The organism is Nannocystis punicea (assembly GCF_026965555.1).
In the GTDB taxonomy this organism is placed as follows: domain Bacteria; phylum Myxococcota_A; class Polyangia; order Nannocystales; family Nannocystaceae; genus Nannocystis; species Nannocystis punicea.
On the sequence record NZ_CP114040.1, the window covers coordinates 12059834 to 12081452 of the forward strand.

The 21619-nt window shown below is 70.6% G+C and carries 20 protein-coding genes; 12 read left to right on the forward strand and 8 right to left on the reverse strand.

What is annotated here, in order from left to right; translation table 11 throughout:
• Positions 1–13 precede the first annotated feature (13 nt).
• Both O0S08_RS46315 and O0S08_RS46320 read left to right on the forward strand, forming a co-directional pair.
• The gene (locus tag O0S08_RS46315; RefSeq protein WP_269035942.1) at positions 14–685 is read left to right on the forward strand and encodes a DUF4336 domain-containing protein; all 672 of its coding nucleotides are present in this window, start codon (positions 14–16) and stop codon (positions 683–685) included.
• Positions 686–710: 25 nt separating this feature from the next.
• On the forward strand, positions 711–1373 hold the full coding sequence (locus tag O0S08_RS46320; RefSeq protein ID WP_269035943.1) for a TetR/AcrR family transcriptional regulator: 663 nt from the start codon (positions 711–713) through the stop codon (positions 1371–1373).
• Between the two features lie 402 nt (positions 1374–1775).
• Here O0S08_RS46320 and O0S08_RS46325 read toward each other — a convergent pair whose 3' ends face one another.
• The 5 genes from O0S08_RS46325 to O0S08_RS46345 all read right to left on the reverse strand — a co-directional run bounded on the left by O0S08_RS46325 (position 1776) and on the right by O0S08_RS46345 (position 5579).
• Positions 1776–2552: a biotin--[acetyl-CoA-carboxylase] ligase gene (locus O0S08_RS46325; RefSeq protein ID WP_269035944.1), complete on the reverse strand. Its 777-nt coding sequence runs from the start codon at positions 2550–2552 to the stop codon at positions 1776–1778.
• Between the two features lie 93 nt (positions 2553–2645).
• Positions 2646–3509 (reverse strand): carboxylating nicotinate-nucleotide diphosphorylase, encoded by an 864-nt coding sequence (gene nadC, locus O0S08_RS46330; RefSeq protein ID WP_269035945.1) that lies wholly within the window; start codon positions 3507–3509, stop codon positions 2646–2648.
• A gap of 132 nt (positions 3510–3641) precedes the next feature.
• Positions 3642–4325, reverse strand: coding sequence for an HAD family hydrolase (locus O0S08_RS46335; protein WP_269035946.1), 684 nt, complete (start codon positions 4323–4325; stop codon positions 3642–3644).
• Positions 4322–5140, reverse strand: a complete 819-nt coding sequence (gene mrtZ, locus O0S08_RS46340; protein WP_269035947.1) for a myxosortase MrtZ — start codon at positions 5138–5140, stop codon at positions 4322–4324. Before mrtZ ends, O0S08_RS46335 begins: the two co-directional genes overlap by 4 nt.
• Positions 5141–5165: 25 nt before the next feature.
• Positions 5166–5579, reverse strand: coding sequence for a hypothetical protein (locus O0S08_RS46345; protein WP_269035948.1), 414 nt, complete (start codon positions 5577–5579; stop codon positions 5166–5168).
• A gap of 329 nt (positions 5580–5908) precedes the next feature.
• Here O0S08_RS46345 and dnaG point away from each other — a divergent pair, with 329 nt between their 5' ends.
• The 4 genes from dnaG (at position 5909) to O0S08_RS46365 (ending at position 12044) form a co-directional block, all read left to right on the forward strand.
• On the forward strand, positions 5909–7792 hold the full coding sequence (dnaG, locus tag O0S08_RS46350; protein WP_269035949.1) for a DNA primase: 1884 nt from the start codon (positions 5909–5911) through the stop codon (positions 7790–7792).
• Positions 7793–7871: 79 nt separating this feature from the next.
• Positions 7872–9719, forward strand: coding sequence for an RNA polymerase sigma factor RpoD (rpoD, locus tag O0S08_RS46355; protein ID WP_269035950.1), 1848 nt, complete (start codon positions 7872–7874; stop codon positions 9717–9719).
• Positions 9720–10632: 913 nt separating this feature from the next.
• The gene (locus O0S08_RS46360) at positions 10633–11214 is read left to right on the forward strand and encodes a hypothetical protein (protein ID WP_269035951.1); all 582 of its coding nucleotides are present in this window, start codon (positions 10633–10635) and stop codon (positions 11212–11214) included.
• Positions 11215–11279: 65 nt separating this feature from the next.
• Positions 11280–12044, forward strand: a complete 765-nt coding sequence (locus O0S08_RS46365; protein ID WP_269035952.1) for a TerC family protein — start codon at positions 11280–11282, stop codon at positions 12042–12044.
• A 595-nt stretch (positions 12045–12639) separates the two neighbouring features.
• Here the strand turns inward: O0S08_RS46365 and O0S08_RS46370 are convergent.
• Positions 12640–14157 carry an SUMF1/EgtB/PvdO family nonheme iron enzyme gene (locus O0S08_RS46370; protein ID WP_269035953.1) on the reverse strand — a complete coding sequence of 506 codons (1518 nt, stop codon included), beginning with the start codon at positions 14155–14157 and terminating at the stop codon, positions 12640–12642.
• 657 nt (positions 14158–14814) lie between these two features.
• Between O0S08_RS46370 and O0S08_RS46375 the strand changes: the two genes are divergently transcribed.
• Both O0S08_RS46375 and O0S08_RS46380 read left to right on the forward strand, forming a co-directional pair.
• Positions 14815–15333 carry a methylated-DNA--[protein]-cysteine S-methyltransferase gene (locus O0S08_RS46375; RefSeq protein ID WP_269035954.1) on the forward strand — a complete coding sequence of 173 codons (519 nt, stop codon included), beginning with the start codon at positions 14815–14817 and terminating at the stop codon, positions 15331–15333.
• Positions 15327–15902, forward strand: a complete 576-nt coding sequence (locus O0S08_RS46380; RefSeq protein WP_269035955.1) for a hypothetical protein — start codon at positions 15327–15329, stop codon at positions 15900–15902. Before O0S08_RS46375 ends, O0S08_RS46380 begins: the two co-directional genes overlap by 7 nt.
• 39 nt (positions 15903–15941) lie before the next feature.
• On the opposite strand, the gene O0S08_RS46385 is transcribed toward O0S08_RS46380, so the two are convergent.
• Positions 15942–16838, reverse strand: a complete 897-nt coding sequence (locus O0S08_RS46385) for a hypothetical protein (RefSeq protein WP_269035956.1) — start codon at positions 16836–16838, stop codon at positions 15942–15944.
• A gap of 108 nt (positions 16839–16946) precedes the next feature.
• A complete protein-coding gene (locus O0S08_RS46390) occupies positions 16947–17858 on the reverse strand; it encodes a hypothetical protein (RefSeq protein ID WP_269035957.1) in 912 nt (303 codons plus the stop codon).
• Between the two features lie 128 nt (positions 17859–17986).
• Here O0S08_RS46390 and hemE point away from each other — a divergent pair, with 128 nt between their 5' ends.
• The 4 genes from hemE to hpt all read left to right on the forward strand — a co-directional run bounded on the left by hemE (position 17987) and on the right by hpt (position 21613).
• On the forward strand, positions 17987–19003 hold the full coding sequence (hemE, locus tag O0S08_RS46395) for a uroporphyrinogen decarboxylase (RefSeq protein ID WP_269035958.1): 1017 nt from the start codon (positions 17987–17989) through the stop codon (positions 19001–19003).
• Positions 19000–19560 carry a TlpA family protein disulfide reductase gene (locus O0S08_RS46400; protein ID WP_269035959.1) on the forward strand — a complete coding sequence of 187 codons (561 nt, stop codon included), beginning with the start codon at positions 19000–19002 and terminating at the stop codon, positions 19558–19560. Before hemE ends, O0S08_RS46400 begins: the two co-directional genes overlap by 4 nt.
• Before the next feature lie 86 nt (positions 19561–19646).
• Positions 19647–20780: a mechanosensitive ion channel family protein gene (locus O0S08_RS46405; RefSeq protein ID WP_269035960.1), complete on the forward strand. Its 1134-nt coding sequence runs from the start codon at positions 19647–19649 to the stop codon at positions 20778–20780.
• Positions 20781–21037: 257 nt separating this feature from the next.
• Positions 21038–21613, forward strand: coding sequence for a hypoxanthine phosphoribosyltransferase (gene hpt / locus O0S08_RS46410; RefSeq protein WP_269035961.1), 576 nt, complete (start codon positions 21038–21040; stop codon positions 21611–21613).
• Positions 21614–21619: the final 6 nt, after the last annotated feature.

Here is a 21619-nt window from a genome sequence, read left to right on the forward strand (position 1 = left end):
GAAGGAGGCCCGCTTGCTGCAGTCGATCGACACCAACTTGTGGACCGCGACCCAGCCGTTTCGCATGCTGGGCCTGCAGATCGGCGCACGCACGACGGTCGTGCGCCTCGGCTCGGGCGGGTTGCTCGTCCACGCCCCGATCCAGCCGACCCCGGAGCTGCGGGCGGCGATCGACACGCTCGGCTCGGTGCAGGCGGTCGTGGCCCCCAATTCGATGCACCACCTGTACCTCGGCCCGTTCCTGGCCGCCTACCCGCAGGCGCGCGGCTACGCGGCCGCCGGCGCGATCGCCAAGCACCCCGAGCTGCAGCTCGAGAACATCCCCAAGAACCCCGACCTGCTCTGGGCCGGCGACCTCGACCACTTCGAGCTCGAGGGCGCCCCGGGCCTCGGCGAGGTCGCGTTCTTCCACCGCGCCTCTCGCACCCTCATCCTCACCGACTGGATGTTCTACTTCGAGCGGTCCCCCAACTGGCTCACCGGCCTGTACCTGCGGCTCGCGGGCGCGCTCGGCAAGCCGGTCCAGACCCCCGTCCTGAAGAAGCTCGTCAAGGACCGCGCCGCCGCCCGCGCCGCCCGCGAGCGCCTGCTGGCCTGGGACTTCGACCGCGTCGTCATGAGCCACCGCGACATCCTCCCGACCGGCGGCAAGGAGGCCCTGCGGGCCGCCACTGCCTGGTTGTAGCGCCAGGTTCTTCAAGACAGGTCCCATGGGACAGCCTCGAACCTTCGCCGAATCCGAGCCGAGCCCCGAGGCGCGGCGGCTGGCCCGCAAGTCGCGGCGCCAGGACAACCGCCGCCAGCAGATCCTCCGCGCCGCCCGCGAGGTACTGCTGGCCAGCGGCCCCGAGGCGTTCACGATGGAGCAGGTGGCGCGGGCCGCGGACGCCAGCAAGGCCGCGCTCTACTACTACTTCCAGGCCAAGGAGGAGGTCGTCGCCGCCCTGGCGATCGAGGCCCTGCGGCGCGAGGTCGAGGCCGTCAGCGCGGCCGTGATCGCCGCCGAGCGCGGCATCGACGGCCTGGCCGCGCTGATCCGCGGCCGCGTCGAACACTACCTCGCCGACCCCGACGCCTTCCGGATCCTCTACACCTGGGCGCCGACCCTCGGCGCAACCCAGCGCCTGGTCCTCGCCGAGATCTTGCCGCTCACGGCAGTCGTGAGCCAGTCCCTCGAGGCCAAGCTCCAGCGCGACCGCAAGGCCGGCCTGCTCCACCCCGACGCCAACCCGGCCCGCCTGGCGCAGGTCGCCTGGCTGACGAGCCACGGCCTGCTCAGCTACGCGATGAACCAACCCCACCCCGAGCGCGGCGCCTGGCGCCCGCTGTGCGACGAAGCCTGCGCCGCCCTGCTCCGCGGCGCCAGCCGCTGAAGCTGCCGGCGAAGCCAGTCACGACTTGGACGCTCGAATCGCAGCGGCCCCCGCCTCGAGTGCACCGATTCGCTACTCTGCCCATTCGCAGGGTCCGAGCGCCGCGCCAGGGCTCGAATTGCGGCGAGCGTCCGCAGCACTCTCAGGTTGACGGCGAACCGGCGCCGCCTGAAGGTCGCCTTCTCCGCGGCGTCAGCCGCTGCACATGCCTCCTCGAAGAATCCGAGCACCGCGCCAGGGCTCGGAATCACTGCACAGGCGCTTCACACCTGCGACGAGAGCGGCGCCGGCCGCTGCACATCCCTCATCGGCGAATCCGGGCACCGCGGACCATCGCATCACGGCGAGCGCGCATGTCTTGCAATTCCCGCGCGTCCCAGTCGGCACGCGTCCCGCGCACAGTCACGGCGCCAGCCACACGTCGCCGGACTCGACCCTGCGCGGCGGCCCCTCTTCTTCTCTCACCAGCAGCGCCCCGTCGTCGGCCAGGCCGAGCGCGGTCGCCTGCACTTTCGCACCTGTTCCATTCGCCATGTCCACAAGGACAGTTCTCCCGACCAGCGCGCAGTGCGGCTCGTAGCGGCCGCGGATCGCCGCGAAGCCGCCGGCGAAGAACGCCTCGAGCGCCCGCTCCAGGGCCGGCAAGATCCGCGCGAGCACCTCGTCGCGGCTCGGCGCCGCCGTCTCGAGCTCGCGGCGCAGGCTCGTCGCCGAGTCCGCCAGCGGGCCCGGGAACAGCGACCGGCCGACGTTGACGCCGAAGCCCACGACCACCTCCGGCGACGACCCGACCCACCGCGCCTCGCAGAGGATCCCCCCCAATTTGCGGCCGCCCACCAGCACGTCGTTGGGCCACTTCAGCTGCGCCGCCGGCAACCAGCTCGCCAGCCCCTCGCGCAGCCCCACTCCGACGGCCAGGCCGAGCGCCCCGATCGGCTTGCCCGCGTGGGGCCGCAGGATCGCGCTGACGTACAGGTCCTCGCCCGACTCCGACGCCCACGCCCGCCCGAGGCGCCCGCGGCCCGTCGTCTGCGCGTCGGCGGTGACCAGCGCCCCGTGCGGCGCCCCGGCCCGGGCCCACGCCAGTGCGCGGTCATTGGTCGAGCCGAGCTCGGCCCAGTGCTCGCGCGGGCGCCCGAGCCAACGTGTCTCGAAGGACAGGTTTTCAAAGGTGCTCACGCGCGCCTCCCGTCACCCATGTGCACATGTCTCGCGGGACATACGGCGTACAACGCCTCCAGGACATGTCTCTTCCGCCATGTCCCACCGCGCTCACGCCCACGTCCCGTCGGCGCGCTCGAACAGCAGCGAGATGTCGGCGGCCGGCACGCTGTGGGTCAGGCGGCCGACGCTGATCACGTCGATCCCGAGCTGCGCCACCGCGGCGATCCGCTCGAGCCCCACCCCGCCGGAGACCTCCAGAATCGCCTTGCCGGCGGTGATCGCCACCGCCTCGCGGACGGCCGCGTCGTCCATGTTGTCGAGCATGATGATGTCCGCGCCGGCGGCCAGCGCCTCGCGCAGCTCGTCGTGGCTGGTGACCTCGCACTCGATCTTCATCGTGTGCGGCGCCAGCCTGCGGGCGCGCTCGATCGCCGGCGTGATCCCGCCGGCCGCGCGCACGTGGTTCTCCTTGATCAGCACCGCCGCCCCGAGGTCGTTGCGGTGGTTGTGGCCGCCGCCGCAGCGGACCGCGTAGCGGTCGAGCGCGCGCAGGCCGGGCATCGTCTTGCGGGTGTCGGTGATCCGGCAGCGCTCGCCGGCCGCGTCGACGTAGGCGCGGGTCAGCGTGGCGACGCCGGACATCCGCTGCAGAAGGTTGAGGGCCGTGCGTTCGCCGGCCAGCAGCGCCTGGGCCGGCCCCTCGATGCACGCGATCTCGGTCCCCACGGCCACGCGCGCGCCGTCGCGCACGTAGGCGGCGAAGCCGACCCCCGGCTCGACCCGGCGGAACACCGCCTCGGCCACCGGCAGGCCCGCCACCACCAGGTTGGCCTTGGCCACCATGTGCGCGCGGGCGCGCACCTCGGGGCTCACCGTCGCGCGGCCGGTCACGTCGCCGCTGGCCAGGTCCTCGGCCAGGGCCGTATCGATAATCTCCGCGACGGGACCGATCTCGCTCCAGGGGTCACGCATGGCCGCGAGGGTGCCACACGCCCACGCGCCCCGCCACCGCGTGCCTCGCCACGCGGGCTCGCGGGCGCCTGCGACGACGCGCGGGTCGCTCGCTCGCCGACCGCGGCTCTTGCTCTTCGGCAACCGCCGCGCTCAGGCGGCTTGCCAGCGCTCGATCGGCCAGCCGAGGGCGCGGGCGCGTCGGAGCAGGCGTGGGTCGGGGCTCACCACTTGCGGCCTGCCGACGCGCTCGAGCATCGGCAGGTCGGAGAAGCTGTCCGTATAAAAGTAACTTCGGGACAGGTCGATGTCGTGCTCCGCCGCGAACTTCTCGGCCAGCACGACCTTGCCGGGGCCGGCGCAGGCGGGGGCCAGGTGCTTGCCGGTGAGGATCCCGCCCTGCTCCTCGAGGCGGGTGCAGAGCACGTGTTCGACGCCGAGGCGCTCGGCCAGCGGCTCGACGGAGAAGCGGGTGCCGGACGACAGCAGGGCGACCACGTGGCCGTCGCGGCGGTGGCGGGCCACGCGGGCCTGTCCTTCGGGGCAGATCCAGCGCACGATCTCCGCCTCGAACCACGCCCGCGTCTCGGCCTCGACCTCGGCCACCGCCACCCCGGCGTAGTCGCGGACGGCCTTGGCGGTGACTGCCTCGAGGTCGAGCAGCGCGAGGCGGTAGCGGACCACCCACGTCAGCGAGCGCAGCGCCTTGGCCGCCGACATCTTGCCGGAGCGTCGCTGGTGGCGCACCCAGAGCACCGCGGAGTTGACGGCGAGCAGGGTGTGATCGACGTCGAAGAAGGCCCCCACGGTCGTCGGTTCGGGGCGGGTCGTCGTCACGCGCGGAAGGTACTCGCCAGCAGCAGCTCCATCAACAGGTTGGCGCTCATGTGGAACAGGGCGGGGGCCCACAGGTTGCCGCTGCGGCGCCAGAGCCAGGCGAACACCAGCGCCGGGAAGAAGGTCGCAAGGCGCGCCGCCTGGGCCATGCCGACCAGGTGACCGACGGCGAAGAGGAGGCTCGACAGCACCGCGGCCAGGCCGATCTGGGCGCCGAAGATCCGGCGGCGCGGCGGGAAGCGCTCCTCGAGCGCGCTCATGAGGTAGCCGCGGTGGAACACCTCTTCGGCCAGGGCCACCGCGAACAGGCCCTCGACCACCTGGAACACGAAGCCGAGGCCGCCGTAGGCCGTCCAGGTCGCCGGCAGGCGCAGTGATTCGGGCCAGAAACCGCCGCTGTGGCCGCGGCACAGCCGCTCCAGGTAGAGCTCGAGTCCGCCGGCCCACGGCGTCAGCTGCTCGAGCCACAGCGCCGGCGTCAGCACGCGCAGGTCGCCGGCGCAGACCTCGTCGTAGAACCACCAGAAGCCGAGCACGAACGGCGGGAACACCAGCAGGCAGGCGCCGGCGGCCCAGCGGAGGCCGCGCCAGCTCCACGGCGGGATCGGGCCTTCGGGGCCGACCTGGTAGCGGGCCTGGACCTCCGGCTCGTCGCGCAGCAGCCAGCCGGGCAGGAAGTAGAACGCGGCCACCAGGGCCGCCCCGCGGATCCACGACAACCCGGGGACGAGGCCCATCAGGCCGTATGCGGCGTACAGGCCGCAGGTCGCGAGCACCGCGGTGCGGGCGCGCCGGCTGGCCTCGGGGGACGTCACGGCGCGCGAGCTTACCTTACCGGCCTCAACGCAGGCTGGTCGCCAGCTTCGTCAGGCGGCGGCGCAGCGTCTCGAGGTTCTCCACCAGCATGTCCACATGGTCGAGCACGCGGACATCGCTGGCCAGCGCGTGGACATCCTCACGCTTGAGGCGGGGGCTCTCGAGCATCCGCAAGATCTCGACCAGATAGGCCTCGACGTGGCCGAGCGCCATCCCCGTCTCGCGGAGGTCGTCGTCGATGAAGAGCACCAGGTTCTCGACGCCACGCACGCCGCGGAGGGCGTCGCTCTCCGGGTAGTCGCGCGAGGCGCGGTCCATCATGCGGTCGCGGGCCCGGGTGCGGTTGCCGCTGCGGCGGCGTTCCCGGCCGTCGAGCTCGCGAGCCTCAGCAATTTCTGGACCATCCAGGGGCAGGGGGGGAGCCAGCGACTCGGCCATGGCGGTGGCATGGCAGCCTTCGCGGCAGGCGGCAAGTTTTCGGCTAAATCCTCGTGCATGGTCCTCCACGGCCGATCCGACGCCAGGCACGCCGGCGTATCGGCGCAGATGTTCACGTCTTCGCCGGTCTGCCGGGCCCTGCGTGAAGATCCTAACGAGCGCGCGCAGGGCCTGGCCGGGGGAGTTGTCCTAATCTGTGCCGCTCGAAGCGGCCGGTAGGGCGCAGCGGGCGGTCAAAGCCTCTGCGCCCGAAGTTCACGGGCCCGGGTGGCCTTCACAGCAGAATCAGCGGAAGCGGAAACCAGGCGCGCTCGGCCAGAACCTCTGTGATGATCCCCGATGAGAAACTGCAGGAGCTGCGGGATCGGATCGACATCGTCGATTTGATCGGCCGCTACGTCGGGCTCAAGCGGGCGGGCAAGAACTTCACCGCGTGCTGTCCCTTCCACCAGGAGCGGACGCCGAGCTTCTTCGTCAACCCCGAGCGGCGCAGCTTCAAGTGTTTCGGCTGCGGCGTGTGGGGCGACGGCCTCGAGTTCGTGATGAAGATGGACGGCCTCGGCTTCCTCGAGGCGGCGCGGCACCTGGCGGGGATGTTCGGCGTCACCTTGCCCGAGGGGCTGGTCGACCGGCAGTCGAGCGAGCAGCAGCGCGAGCGCGACCAGGCCCACGTCATCACCCAGGTCGCCGCCGACTTCTACCGCGAGATGCTCGAGAGCCGGCCCGAGGGCAAGCTCGGGCGCTTGTATCAGCAACAGCGCGCGATCAGCCCCGAGCTCGCCACCACCTTCATGCTGGGCTACGCGCCGGCGCCGGCCGAGTCGGGCAGCTGGGACCGCCTGATGCGCCACCTGCAATCGAAGGGCTGCGACCTCGCGCTGGCCGAGAAGCTGGGCCTGCTGGTGCGCAGCGACAAGGGCTCGGTCTACGACCGCTTCCGCGGGCGGCTGATGTTCCCGGTCCTGCAGTCGAACCGCAAGCCGATCGCCTTCTCCGGCCGGATCTTGCCGGAGTACGCCAAGGACGCCGACGGGCGCGAGGCGCCCAAGTACTTGAACAGCCCGGAGTCGCTGCTCTACAGCAAGAGCAAGACCTTGTTCGGGTTGCACGTCGCGGGCCAATCGATGACGCGGGCGCGGCGGGCGATCCTCGTCGAGGGCAACGTCGACGTCGTCAGCATGCACCAGCGCGGCTACCCCGAGACGGTGGCGCCGCTGGGCACGGCGCTCACGCCTCAACAGGCGGCCAAGATCAAGCAGTTCACCGACACCGTGGTGCTGTGTTTCGACGGCGACAACGCCGGCCGCAAGGCGATCCGGGCGGCGATCCCGATCTTGCTCGAGGAGGGCCTCGACGCCCGGGTGGTCGCGCTCGACCCCGGCGCCGACCCTGACAGCACCGACCCCAAGCGTTTGACGGCCCTGCTCGAAGAGCCAGGTTCGGCGCTGGAGTGGTTGGTCAAGCAATGGGTCGCCCAGGGCGCGCTCGACTCGATCGATGCGCAGGAGCGCGCGATCGCCGCTCTGCAGCCGCTCCTCGCCAGGGTCAAGAGCGACGCCGCCCGCGAGCGCTATGCCGAGCGCGCAGCAAAGTTGCTCAGGCTGCCGGTGGGGCGCATATCGTCGCGCCAGAGTCCTCACGGACCGCCAGGCCCGCAAGGAAACCGTGCCGCGCCCAGCCCGCCGACCCGCAACGCCGCCTCGCCGCCCGCGCCTGCACGGCCCTTGCCCGAGCTTCCGCGCCATCAAGTTGCGCTGCTCGCCCTGCTGGTGGACAACCCACACCTGGCCGACAAGGCCGAGCAGGCGGGTGTGCAGCACTACGTGACAGATCGCAGACTCGCGCCCATCGCCGAAATGGTGGTGCGGCAGGCCCTCGTCGGCGAGAACCCGACCGAGGGCGAGCTGCTCGAGCTCATCCCGCCCGAGACGCGCCGCCAGGTCCACGACGCGGTGTTCGTCGGCACCTTCCGCGACACCCAGGACGACCCTGTGATGCTGCTGAAGGAGTGCCTCCTCGATTGCCGACGCGAGCAGCTCAAGGCCGAGTCGCGGCGGCTCGACGTCCAGCTGCGCGAGGCGAAGGAGCGGGGCGATCTCGACCGCGCGCGCGAGCTGTCGCTGAAGAAGATCGAGCACAACCGTCAGCTCGCCAACCTCGACGAGCACGCCCTGATTCCTTCGCCGCAACCACCATCGGGCCTGCGGGCCTGATCGTCCGTAGTCCTCCGGGGCGCGGAGCTTCCTTCTCGCCTTTGTCGCATACGCAGTCACTCCGAGGCCAGAGCAACCTATGACCCCCAGCAAGACGCGCACCGTGGACCGTGAGAAGCTCAAGAAGCAGCTCATCGCCTTCGGCAAGAAGAAGGGCCACGTCACCTACGACGAGCTCCACGAACTCCTGCCGCCCGACCTGATCGACCCCGAGGAGCTGAGCGAGTGGGAGCGCACGCTGCAGGACGAGGGCGTCCAGGTCATCGCCGGCGAGGCCGCGGCCAAGGAGGCGGCCAAGCCCAAGCTGGCGACGCGCAAGGTCATGCCGAAGCGCGACGAGGACCCGGAGGACGAGCCCTCGCGCACCAACGACCCCGTCCGCATGTACCTGCGCAAGATGGGCAGCGTCTCGCTGCTCACCCGCGAGGGCGAGGTCGAGATCGCCAAGCGCATCGAGCAGGGTGAGATGCGGGTCCTCGAGATCGCGCTCGCCTCGCCGGTCTCGGTCCCCTACATCCTCGAGATGTTCGACCGCATCAAGCGCGGCCAGATCCGGGCCAAGGACGTGCTCAACATCTCCAACCCGGCCGAGGCCGGCCCCGGCGCGCTGCCGATGAGCAACGACCCGACCGCCCTCAATCAAGAGGCGGCGATGGAGAACCTCGGCAAGCAGGTCGAGCGCATCCGCCGGCACCAAAAAGAGCTCGACCGCGTCAAGCTCATCCTCGCCGTCGACACCAAGAAGGCCGTCGTCGTCGCCGTCAACGAGCCGCCCACCCCGCCGCTCGACGACAAGGCCCGCGAGGCCCATGCCAAGGCCGGCGAGGAGCACAAGCGCCAGATCCTCGAGGCCATCCAGGACATGAAGCTCGGCCGCCGCCCCATCGACGGCATCGTCGGCGAGCTCACCCTCCTCGTCGAGCGCGTCGCCCGGGCCGAGAAGGACCTCATCCAGTGCGAGCGCCGGGCCGGCATGGACCTCAAGGAGCTGCGCAAGCTCTTCAAGGACGTCCGCCTGTCCGAAGAGGAAGAGTTCAAGCTGTGCCGCCGCCTCGGCCTCCACCCCTCGGAGCTGCACGAGATCGAGGCCCGCATGAAGCTGGCCATCAAGCGCATCCGCGCGGTCGAGCAAGAGACCAACATGCGCGCGCCCCAGCTGCGCGAGCTGCATGAGCAGCTGATGACCGCCCGTCGCCAGGCCGAGAAGGCCAAGGCCGAGCTGGTCGAGGCGAACCTCCGCCTGGTGGTGTCGATCGCCAAGAAATACACCAACCGCGGCCTGCAGTTCCTCGACCTGATTCAGGAGGGCAACATCGGCCTGATGAAGGCCGTCGACAAGTTCGAGTACAAGCGCGGCTACAAGTTCAGCACCTACGCGACGTGGTGGATCCGGCAGGCCATCACCCGCGCGATCGCGGACCAGGCCCGAACGATCCGCATCCCGGTCCACATGATCGAGACGATCAACAAGCTGATCCGCACCAGCCGGTCTCTCGTCCAGGAGCTCGGCCGCGAGCCCACGCCGGAAGAGATCGCCGAGAAGATGGAGCTGCCGCTCGACAAGGTCCGCAAGGTCCTGAAGATCGCCAAGGAGCCCATCTCCCTCGAGACCCCCATCGGCGAGGAAGAGGACTCGCATCTGGGCGACTTCATCGAGGACAAGAACATGATCTCGCCGACGGACGCGGTCATCAACATGAACCTCGCCGACCAGACCCGCCGCGTCCTCGCCACCCTCACGCCGCGCGAAGAGAAGGTCCTCCGCATGCGCTTCGGCATCGGCGAGTCGTCCGACCACACCCTCGAAGAGGTCGGCCAGGACTTCTCCGTCACCCGCGAACGCATCCGCCAGATCGAAGCCAAGGCCCTCCGCAAGCTGCGCCACCCGTCCCGCAGCAAGCGCCTCAAGGCCTTCGTCGAGAACTGACAGTCGCGCGCGTGCGCGAGACCGCGGCGGGCATCCTCGATGTCCGCCGCGTTCGCTTTCTCGACCATTGGCCTCAAGACCGCGAGCTCCGCATCACGGCGATCGTCGCACGCCGCGTCCGGGCCCCGGATGGATGGGCGGCGAATCTCGCGGGGCCGGTGTCCGGGGCGCCCTGTCCCTTCAGGCAGGTCCTCGGACTTCGTGCCGGCCGGCGTGCTTCACGACAGCAATTGCCTCGTCCTGCGGAACTCAGGGCCAGGGCGCCTCGGCCCCCGTCCTCGTCAGGCTTCTTGGGAAGAAAAACAGTCGGCTCCGCCGAGATCCGGGTCCCGGACGCGCCTGAACGCCGGGGCTTCGCCCGCGACGGACTCTGCTGCCCAGATCGCGAAGCAATCGACAGTCGTCACAGTCGGCATGTTTCTTGAGACATATCATTGGAGCTGCATCGACCCGGGCGGCATGACGACCGGCCTCCGAATCGACATGTCACACCAGGCATTCGCGCGTGCTCGCCTCCGAGATCAACCATCCTCCTGGCGAATCCCGGATGCGTTGCGACCCCGGGGCTCGGCGCTCGTCGTGGTGCCAAGCTCGAGGCCGTGCGCGGCGCGCCGTGCGACGTCGATCCTCCGATACGCCCGCCAGGATGTCCTTCGGGACATGTGGCGGGCGACCCGTTACGAACCCGCCCCCGCACACCCTCCAGACTGCGCCCGCAAGGCCGTCGAGATCCCTCGCCCGGCGGCCCCTCTCGCCGGCGCCGCGCCGTGCCGGAGTTGCGACCTCGCAGCCGCGGCCCGCAGCGGAGCGTGGATGTCGCCCGGGGCGGCTCCGCGCGGAGTGTGGCCTGGCTCGGAGCGCGGTGAGCGCATGAGTGCGCGAGCGATCGAACCTGCGCTATGGTGGAGCTCGAGTGTCGCTCGTCCTCCTCGCCGTCATGATCGTCTACGGGGCCGTGCGGTCGGCCTTTTGGGCGCGGGGGCAGTGGCGGTTCCATCGCATGCGCGGTGACTTGCCGCGGGTCGGGGCGAGGCGCGAGGCCCCGGCGCACCTCGGCGGTGCGCTCGAGCAGCTGCTCGGGCGCAGCCACTCGGGTCGCGTGCGGCTCGTGGCGAGCGCGCGACAGGTCGCCATGGTGCTCATCATCGACCCGGACGTGGCCTTCGGATGCGTTCGGGACTTTCGATTCCGGCTCGCGCTGGCCGACGCCTGGTCGGCCGCGAACGCGTGGTTGCGGGCCTACGACGACCTGCCGGAGCACGAGCAGCGGCGGCTCGAGGCGTACGGCTACACGGCGCAGCAGTTCGGCGAGCGGCGCGCGGTGCTCGGCGGTGCGGTGCGTCGCTGCGTCCGCGCGCCCGCGCTCGAGCCGTTCCCGGTGGCCGACGTCGTGGCCGTGCAGCGGCTCCTCCTGGCCCTGATCGACGACCTCGAGGGCTGCGAGCGCGCCCTGCTGGCGAGCGCCCCGGAGCACCCGTACCGAGCGGTCGGCTGACCTCGCCGCCCGCTGCCCGATCCGGCCGCCGGCCCGCGTCGACGAAACCGGGTTAGGCTACCGCCGTGTTCGACCCTGCCGCGCTCGCCACCCCCGAGGTCTGGATCAGCCTGCTCACGCTCTCGGCCCTCGAGATCGTTCTCGGGCTCGACAACATCATCTTCATCTCGATCCTCGTCGGCAAGCTACCCGAGGCCAACCGCGACCGCGCGCGCCGGATCGGCCTCATGGGCGCCTTCGTCACCCGGCTGGGCCTGCTGGCCACGCTCAGCTGGATCATGCACCTCGACAAGCCGTTCTTCGAGCTGCTCGGCCACCCGTTCACCGGCAAAGAGGTCGTGCTGCTGCTCGGCGGCCTGTTCCTGATCTACAAGTCCACGAAAGAGCTGCACGACAAGATCGAGGGCGACCCCGAGGGCCACGTGGCGGCCAAGGGCGGCGCCACCGTCAGCGGTGTGATCTTCCAGATCCTCCTGCTCGACCTGGTGTTCTCGATCGACTCCGTCATCACCGCCGTCGGCATGGCCCAGGACCTGTGGATCATGGTCGCGGCCAACGTCCTCGCCCTCGGCGTCATGCTCATGGCGAGCAAGTCGATCGCCGTGTTCGTCGACCGCCACCCGACCATCAAGGTCCTCGCCCTCAGCTTCCTGCTCACCATCGGCCTGCTGCTGACCGCCGAGGCGTTCGAGATCCACGTGCCCAAGGGCTACATCTACTTCGCCATGGCCTACTCCGTGGGGATCGAGATGATCAACATCCGGATCGGCCGCAAGGCCAAGATCAAGCACGCCCCCGAGACCGACCCGCAGTCGGCTCACCCGTTCTGAGCCCGACGTGCTCGACGCTCAGCCCGGCGATCCGCCGGGCCCGCCGCTGTTCCATCAACCACCACGACGCCAGCAGCGAACACAGCACGCTGGCGATCGCGCGGATCCAGCGGAGCGGCAGCCCGCCGAAATGCTCGTGGCGATCGTATCCCCAGTTCGACAAGTCGAAGCCGTCGGCGCGGAAAGGGCTCTGCTCTTGTTCATGACTCGAACAACCCAGCTCTGCGAGCGCTCGCGGCTCGCGCCCCACGATCAGGCGGTCCTGCCCCATTAGCGGCGGGACTGGGGCCTATCGAAGGCCCACCGTGTCGGTGACGAACCGCCGCAGACCCACGCCCTCGAGCTCGAGAATCGGCGCCATCGTTCCATCGCGCCAGGAGGCTTCGCAGCCCGCTCATGTCGAATGCGGCCACCAGCCGATCCTCGAGACGGTCGCGAATGCTCGGGTCGAGCTCGGGCTCACCGCCTCGTACTCGCTAACCGGTTCCGCACAGCCATACCGAGCTCACGCGTAGGACCGGCCGCACAGTTACGGCGCACATTCCCGGGCATCGGCGGCGCCAACTGCAATTCCGCGCAACGGCCGGCGATCGCATTACACCGCAGGCTTCTTCAATCTCGCTACGGACTTGCTCGCCTTCTTCGCCGCCGACGACTTGCTCGCCTTCTCCCCGCCCGACTTCTTCCCCGCCGCCGACTTGCTCGCCTTCTCCCCGCCCGACTTCTTCCCCGCCGCCGTCTTGCTCGCCTTCTTCCCGCCCGACTTCTTCGTCGCCGCCCACTCGCTCGCCTTCTTCCCGCTCGCCTTCTTCGTCGCCGCCGACGACTCGCTCGCCTTCTTCCCGCCCGACTTCTCCCCCGCCGCCGACGACTCGCTCGCCTTCTTCCCGCCCGACTCCTTCACCGCTGACTTGCTCGCCTTCTTCCCACTCGTCTTCGCCGCCGCCGTCTTGCTCGCCTTCTCCCCGCCCGACTTCTTCCCCGCCGCCGCCGCCTTGCTCGCCTTCTTCCCGCCCGACTTCTTCCCCGCCGCCGCTTTGCTCGCCTTCTCCCCGCCCGACTTCTTCCCCGCCGCCGACGACTCGCTCGCCTTCTTCGCACTCGACTTCCCCGCCGCCGCCTTGCTCGCCTTCTTCCCGCCCGCCTTCTCGCCCCCCCGCCTCGCACCTGTCTCTTCAGCCATCTCTACGTCCTCGCTCTCGTGCTCGCCGAGACCGTGGACCAGCCGCACCGACGCGCCGAATTCCGCCGCTCGATCGTTCATGCGCATCGCGCAGAGCATCAGGTTCCACTCGCCGCAGCCTTGCCACGGGTAGCAATCGGCGGCACCGCCGCGGACCACGTGCATGCCGGAGCCGAGCCATGGCGCGCCGTCGTCGGGGGCGCCGCGGTAGTGTTCGTGCCAGTGGTCGGCGCACAGCTCCGGGTAGAGCCCGTAGCCGTGGAGGCCGAACGCGTTGTGCGTGGCGCCGTCCTCGTCGGCCAGCATCGCCTCGATCGTCGCGTCGTCGGGCAGCACGTCGCCCCACGGCAGCAGGCGGCGGTGGAGGCCGCCGCGGGCCGCGTACTCGAGCTCGGCCTCCGCCGGCAGGCGCAGGCGCGTACCCACCAGCACCGCAGTGATCTGCTCCGGGTTCAGGTGCGCCGCCGCCCCGGGCACGTGGCCGTAGAGCGGGTCGCGCAGGTTGGGCAGCCAGCGCAGCGCCCGGCCGATGCTCAGCACCCGCTGCGCGATCAGGAACGGCGGCACCACCACGCGGTGCAGCGGTCGCATCTGTCCGAGCTCGCTGAGCAGCAGATCGAACTCCTGATCGAAGTCATCGTCGGCCGCCGCGGCCTGCTCGCGGGCGGTGCGGATCGCCGCCTCTTCCTCCGGCGACAGGCCCATGTCGAAACCTCCGCCCGGCACGAGGCTCATCTCGCCGACGAGCGCGTGGGCAAACACCGCCACCGGAGCGCTCGCCTGACCGTAGCGGCGCAGGCCCTCATATTTGAAAAATTCCGGCCCGAGCTCCGCCGCGACCAGCTGCGCCAGCTCCTCGCGGCGCTCGTCGGTCGCGCTGGACCAGAGGGTGTGGTCGTACAGCTCGGGGGCCGCGGCGACGTGCAGCATCGGTCGGTTTTACCGCGATCGCGGCGCCGATTGAATCCAGCATCGCCGCGCGCTCCACTGCGCGCTCGTGCGACCGCGAGCGAGCGCGGCCGTACGCGCCCGCGATCGCATCCGCGAGCGGTCCAGCGAGCTCGTCGCTCACCGCGCGCAGTTGCGAGATTGTCGCGACTGTCGAAGCGTCGCGCGAAATCTTCAAATCCCTCGCGCGACGCGACCTCTCGCGCACAGCGCGAGCCCCGACCGCGGAATTCCGAGGCGACGGTACGTCCTCCGCGAGGCGACTCTTGTCGCGAACGACACCAGACCGTCGCGCGAAAATTCCAGGCCCACGGGTCCATCCTCGGCGAGGCCTCCATCGCGAAAACGGCGCCAGCCCCGACCGCGAGATCTTCGGGACCGACGCACCTTGCGAGGCCGACCATGTCGCGAACGGCGCGAGCCCCTCGCAACCCGCGCCCACTCGACCCGAGCCTTCCTGCGCGACCGAAAATCACCCAGCAGAACACCGTTTCCATCCCGACGCGCGAATTCGCCTGCGCGCGCCGGCACACCGCGGTACACCGGCCTGGTGAGCCGCGCATCGTCCTCGACCCGATCCCCGACGCCGCTCACTCGCCCGCTGTCTTCTCAACCTGTCCCGAGGAGCATGTCATGACAATGACCTGTTGGACATGGATGTCCAGCCCGATCGGCGACCTGCGGCTTGTCGGCGGCGACGGTGTCCTGCGCCGCGTCCACCTGACCGAGCAGCGTCACGAGCCGACCCCTGTCGCTTACGGAGGCGAGCGGGACGACGAACCAGTGCTGCAGCAGGCGCGGCGCGAGCTGGAGGAGTACTTCGCCGGCGAGCGGCGGCGCTTCGACGTCCCGCTGGGGGCCGAGGGCAGCGAGTTTCAGCGGGCCGTGTGGGCCGCGCTGATGGCCGTCGAGTTCGGGGCGATTTGCAGCTACGCCGACATCGCGCGGGCGATGGGGCGGCCCACTGCCACGCGGGCCGTCGGCGGCGCCAACAACAAGAACCCGATCCCCATCATCGTCCCGTGTCACCGCGTCGTCGGCAGCGATCGCAGCCTCACCGGCTACGGGGGCGGTCTCGAGCGCAAGCGGTGGTTGCTCGCGCACGAGGCTCGGCTGGTGGGCGCCGTGTTCAGCGGCTACGATCCGCCGCGATGTTGAAGCGCTGCGCGCTCGCGCTCACCCTCCTCGCTGCCGCCTGCGCCACCAATCAGGATGGTGGCCGTCTGCGCGAGATCCCCAAGGGCCTCGTCCACGTCGTCTTCACCGGCATCGACCAGGCCCCGCGGGAGGACCTCTCGTGGCGCGAAGCGCTCCGCTTGCAGGAGCGGGCCCGCGAGGAGCTGAAGCGGACCGCGCGGGAGGAGGGCCACGTCGCGTGGTTCTTCCACGCCTTCGACGAGGAGGACCTGGTCTTCATCCTCGCCCGCTGGCACGCCGGTCAGCTCGGCGGCACCTATGAAGCGCTCGCGCGCTACACCGTCCCGCGCACCCGGCGAGGCGAGCAGGAGCTCGGCGTCGCCGACGAGATCGCCGAGTACGAGCGGGGCGTCGGCAAGGTCCACGCCGGCATGTCGCTCGCCGAGGTCGAGGCAGTGCGCGGCAAGCCCGATCGGCGCGTCGAGCTCGGGCCCTTCGGCGCCTTCGACATCCTCTACCCCGACCTGTGCGTGCGCTTCCTCGAGGGTCGCGCCGCGCACTTGTGGTCGCCAGAGCGCTGCCAGCCGTAGCCGCGACCTCGCGGTCGCGGCCGGCATCACCTCGCGGCTTCAGCAGTTCGGACAATCACAAGCCAGGTCGGCGTCGCCCGAGCCGGTGCACAGGTCGAACGAGCCGGTGCAGGCCTCTCCGGCGCAGTCGCAGCTGGCCTGGCCGTCGCACGCAACGGGCAGCGGCAGGCAGATCAGGTCGTTCTTCAGGACATTCAGGTACGCCACGCACATGTACGAATCGGGGCACGACTCGCAGTCGGGCACCTTGTCGCACGAGACCGCGGGCACGCACGCGCCGCTCCAGCACGCGTCCGCGATCCCGGGCAGCGTCCCGGGCGGGCAGTCCGGCGGCAGCGAGTCGCACGCCACCTCGCTGCTGCAGTCGACCTTCTCGGTCGTGCACTGGCCGAGCACGCACTTCGCCTCGTCGATGCCGATCTGCTCGCACTGCGTCTGCTCGCACTCGGCCTTGCAGATCGGATCGGTCTGATCGTTCGGGATGCCGTAGCACGAGCAGCAGTCGTCGTGCAGCTTGCAGTCGGCGTCGACCTCGCAGGGCCCACCGCCCATGCCGCCGGTCGTCGTGTCGGTGTCGGTCCCGGCGGTCGTGTCGGCCTCGGTCGTGTCGCCGGTCGTCGCCGACGTCGTCTCGCCCGTCGTCGCCACGTCGGTGGTGCTCGGCGCCGCCGTGCTGGTCGGGGAGGTCTCGCCGTCCCCGGTCGTACCCGTCGCAGTGAGCGCGGTCGTGGCGGCCGCGGTCGTCCCGGGGTCACCGGTCGGCTCGAGCGTCGACTCGGTGGAGCCCGCCGTCGATTGCCCCGCGGTGTCGCTGGGGCCGTCGGTGTTCGACGCGCTCGCGGTGCTGTTGCCGAGGGTCTCGCTGCTCTGGGGAGCGGCCGTCGAACACGCGCCGAGGCCGATGCTGGAGCTCAACAAGAGAGATCTAAGTCGCATGGGCCGAAGGATGACAAAGGCCCCGCGAATGCGCCAGGGGCCCCGACGAACCAACGTCGGCGGCGCGCGTGCGTCCGCCTTCCGGCCGCGGGGCCCGGCGCGAGCGCTTCAGCAGGCCGGGCACGCGCACGCCAGGTCGACGTCGCCGGCCCCTTCGCCGCAGAAGCCGAACGGCTCGACGCAGGCCTCGGCGGCGCACTCGCAGCTGGCCTTCCCGTTGCACTCGGTGGGCAGCGGCAGGCACGTGTGCTCGTTGATGAAGGCCTGGAACTGCACGCACATCAGCGAGTCGGGGCACGACTTGCAGTCGGGCACCTTGTCGCACGAGACCGCGGGCACGCACGCGCCGCTCCAGCACGCGCCCGCGATCCCGGGCAGCGTCCCGGGCGGGCAGTCCGGCGGCAGCGAGTCGCACGCCACCTCGCTGCTGCAGTCGACCTTCTCGGTCGTGCACTCACCGAGCACGCACTTCGCCTCGTCGATGCCGATCTGCTCGCACTGCGTCTGCTCGCACTCGGCCTTGCAGATCGGGTCGGTCTGCTCGTTCGGGATGCCGTAGCACGAGCAGCAGTCGTCGTGCAGCTTGCAGTCGGCGTCGACCTCGCAGGCCCCGCCGCCCGGACCGCCGGTCGTGTCGGTGTCGGTCCAGCCGGTCGTGTCGGTGTCGGTGTCGCCGGGTTCGAACGTCGTGTCGGTCGTCGCGGACGTCGTGTCGGTCGTCGCGGACGTCGTGTCGGTCGTCGGCGCCGCAGTGCTGGTCGGAGAGGTCTCGCCCTCCGCGGTCGCACCCGTCGCAGTGGGCGCGGTCGTGGCCGAGGTCGTCCCGCTGGCGGCCGTCGGATCGAGGGTCGTGCCCGGCGACTCGGTGGAGCCCGCCGACGCCTGCCCGCCGGTGTCGCTGGTGCCGTCGGTGTTCGACGCGCTCGCGGTGCTGTTGCCGAGGGTCTCGCTCTGGGGGGCGGCCGTCGAACAGGCGCCGAGGCCGATGCTGGAGATCAACAAGAGAGATCTAAGTCGCATGGGCCGAAGGATGGCAAACAGCCCACGAGCGCGCCAGGCCCCGGCGGACCGGACTCGGCGGCGCGTGTGCGTCCGCGCCCCGAACGCGGGGCCCCGCGCCCCCCGGGGTGCGCTATCGTGCCCGGGCCATGCAGAACGACAGCTTCCTCCGCGCCTGCCGGGGCGAACGGCCCGAGCGGACACCGATCTGGCTCATGAGACAGGCGGGGCGTTACCTCCCCGAGTACCGCGCGGTCCGGGCCAAGGTCAGCTTCGAGGAGCTGTGCCGCCGGCCCGACCTGTGCGCCGAGGTCACGCTGCAGCCCATCGACCGCCTCGGCGTCGACGCCGCGATCCTGTTCTCCGACATCCTCGTCGTGTTCGACGCCCTCGGCGTCGACGTCCGCTTCGAGCCCTCGCCGGTGATCGCGACGCCGGTGCGCACGCGCGCCGACGTCGACCGCCTGCAGTGGATCGACCCGCGCGAGGCCTGTCACTACGTCTACGCGGCCGTCCGCGCCTGCAAGGCCGCCCTCGCCGACCGCGTGCCGTTGATCGGCTTCTGCGGCGCCCCCTTCACCACCCTCAGCTACCTGGTCGAGGGCAAGACCAGCCGCGAGTTCGAACATGTCAAATCGCTCATGTTCTGCGAGCCAGGTCTCTTCGGACACATGATGTCGCGGCTGACCGACCTGCTGATCGACTACCTGCGCGGCCAGGTCGAGGCCGGCGTCGACGCGCTGCAGGTGTTCGACAGCTGGGCCGGCGCGCTCGCGCCGGACGACTACCGCGAGCACGTCCAGCCGCACACCGCCCGGCTGTGCGCCGCAGTGCGCGAGTTCGGCGTGCCGCTGATCCTGTTCACCCGCGGCAACGCCAACCTGCTGGCGTACTCGGCCGAGATGCCGGCCGACGTCGTCGGCGTCGACTGGTCGATCGACCTGGCGCGGGCGATCGACGTCGTCGGCCCCGAGCGGGTCGTGCAGGGCAACCTCGACCCGTTCGCGCTGCTCGGCCCGCCGGCGCTGGTCGAGCGCAAGGCGCGGGCGGTGGTCGCCGCCGGACGCCGGGCCAGGGCCCACATCTTCAACCTCGGCCACGGCATCTCCCGCCACACCGACCCCGCGATCGCGCGCCTCCTCGTCGACACGGTCCACGACGCATGAGCCCCCCGTCACGCGTGCTCCTGGTCGCCGCCCTCGCGGCGCTGACCGCCGCGTGCACGCGCCCGCAGACCGCCCCGCCGCCCGAACCGCCGCCCCCGGACGCGCCCGTCCTGCCGGCGCAGCCGATCCGCCACGCCGCCGGCGAGGTCCTCGACCTCACCGTCCCCCTGCTCGCCGGCGCCGCCCTGCCGCTGCCCAACCTGCGCGGCCGCGTCGTCGTCCTCGAGCTCACCTCGGCCGCGCTGCCCTCGTGGCCCGCGAGCTTCGCCCTCTACAACGACCTCCTGCGCGAGTACGGCTCCGCTCGCCTCGCGGTCGTCGTCGTCGCCCTCGACCACGACCGCAGCGCCCTCAGCCCCGAACCCGACCTCCGCCTCCACGGCTTCGAGCTCGGCTGGGATCCGCAGGGCGCCCTCGCGGCCCGCTTGCAGCTGGCCGCGGTGCCCACTGCGCTCGTCCTCGGCCGCGACGGACGGATCGTCCACGTCGCGAGCGGCCCCGCGCCCGAGGCCTCGCGCGCCCTGGGCGACGCAGTCCGCGCTGCGCTGGGCCCCTGAGGCCCGAAGGCCACACTTCAAGCCGCGCATTCAAACTCATGACTTGAACCGCGGACCGAGGGCGCGGCATCCTCGGATGTCACGCGATGCCCGAAGCGCTGCTGGAGCTGCTCGAAGTCCACACGATCCGCGCGGCCGCCGTCCTCCTCGGCTCCTTCCTCGCCGCCTTCCTGATCGAGCTGTTCTTCCGCGGCGTCGTGCTGATGCTGGTGCGGAAGACCAAGACCGACCTCGACGACAAGATCGTGGCGATCTTGCGGCGCCCGATCTTCATCACAGTGCTGCTGGTCGGGATGCGGTGGTCGGCGAGCATCGTCGACAGCGCCGCGCGGTTCAAGCACATCGGCGACCCGCTGCTCGAGACCGTGGCGGTGATCGTGTGGACGCGGGCGACCATCAAGATCGCCAGGCTGGTGATGCATCACTTCAGCCAGCGCGCCGGCGAGGGCTCGCTCCTGCAGCCGCGCTCCCTGCCGCTGTTCGACATCTTCGCCAAGCTGGTGCTGTTCGGCGGCGCCACCTACTTCGCCCTGCTGGCGTGGAAGGTCGACGTCACCGGCTGGCTCGCCTCGGCGGGCATCGTCGGCATCGCCGTCGGCTTCGCCGCCAAGGACTCGCTGGCCAACCTGTTCGCCGGCATCTTCATCCTCGCCGACGCGCCGTACAAGATCGGCGACATGATCAAGTTCGACGACGGCCTGCGCGGGCGCGTCACCGACATCGGCCTGCGCTCGACCCGGATCCTCACCCGCGACAACATCGAGATCACCGTCCCCAACTCGATCATCGGCAACTCCAAGGTCGTCAACGAGAGCGCCGGCCCGGCCGAGAAAGAGCGCGTGCCGATCAAGGTCTCCGTCGCCTACGGCTCCGACATCGACCTCGTCCGCGCCGTGCTGCTCGAATGTCCCAGGGGACAGCCTCACATCTGCGAGGACCCGGCCCCGACGGTGCTGTTCACCAAGTTCGGCGCCTCGGGCCTCGAGTTCTCGCTGCTGGTATGGATCCTCCAGCCGGGCCTGTTGGAGGACGTGCTCGACAACCTCAATTGCCGCGTCTACAAGGCGCTGACGGCCGCCGGCATCGAGATCCCGTACTCGAAGCACGACGTCTACATCAAGGCCCAGCCCGAGCCGGTCGCCCTGCCCGCGGCCCCCGAGCCGCGCCCCGCTCTCGCCCTCGGCGCCCCGCGCCCGCTGCTCGCCCCGCCCGGCCCCTGAGCGCCGCCTCGCTCTTCGCGACCTCGGGGGACGCATCCACCGAGACACGCGATCGTCACGGCCCGCGCGAGGCATCGCCGGATCGTCACCGTCGTATCTTCATTCGCTCGCGACGAGGTCGAGGACGCCGCGGCGCACACCTCTTCGCCGGCGACCGGTCCGCCTGCGAGGGATTCGCCGCTCCAGCGGCGAATTACGGCCACCTCGCCGGCTGACGCGCGCCGGGCGCTCGTGTATCCTCGCGCGCACCAGCGCGCATGACACACACGACCACGGACACCTGGCAGGGCGGCCTCACCGCGGACCTCTCGAAGATCCTCTTGAGCGAGAAGCAGATCCACGAACGCGTCGCGCAGCTCGGGCACACTCTGGCGAGCGAGTACGCCGACAAGGACCCCCTGATGGTCGGGATCCTGAGCGGCAGCCTCCTGTTCATGGCCGACCTCGTGCGGCACATGAACATCCCGCTGTCGATCGACTTCATGGCCGTCTCGTCGTACGGCGACCGCACCACCTCGTCGGGTGAGGTGCGAATTTTGAAGGACCTCGGCAGCGCCGCCACGGGCCGGCACATCGTCCTGGTCGAGGACATCGTCGACAGCGGCCTGACCCTCGATTATCTGTGCGACATCCTGCGCACGCGTCACCCGGCCTCGCTCGAGATCTGCGCCCTGCTCGACAAGCACGAGGCGCGCAAGCGGCCGCTGCAGGTGCGCCACGTCGGCTTCCCGTGCCCCAACGAGTTCGTGGTCGGCTACGGCCTCGACTACCGCGGCCACTACCGCAACCTCCCGTACATCGGCGTGCTCAAGCCGGCGATCTACACCACCTGACCCTCA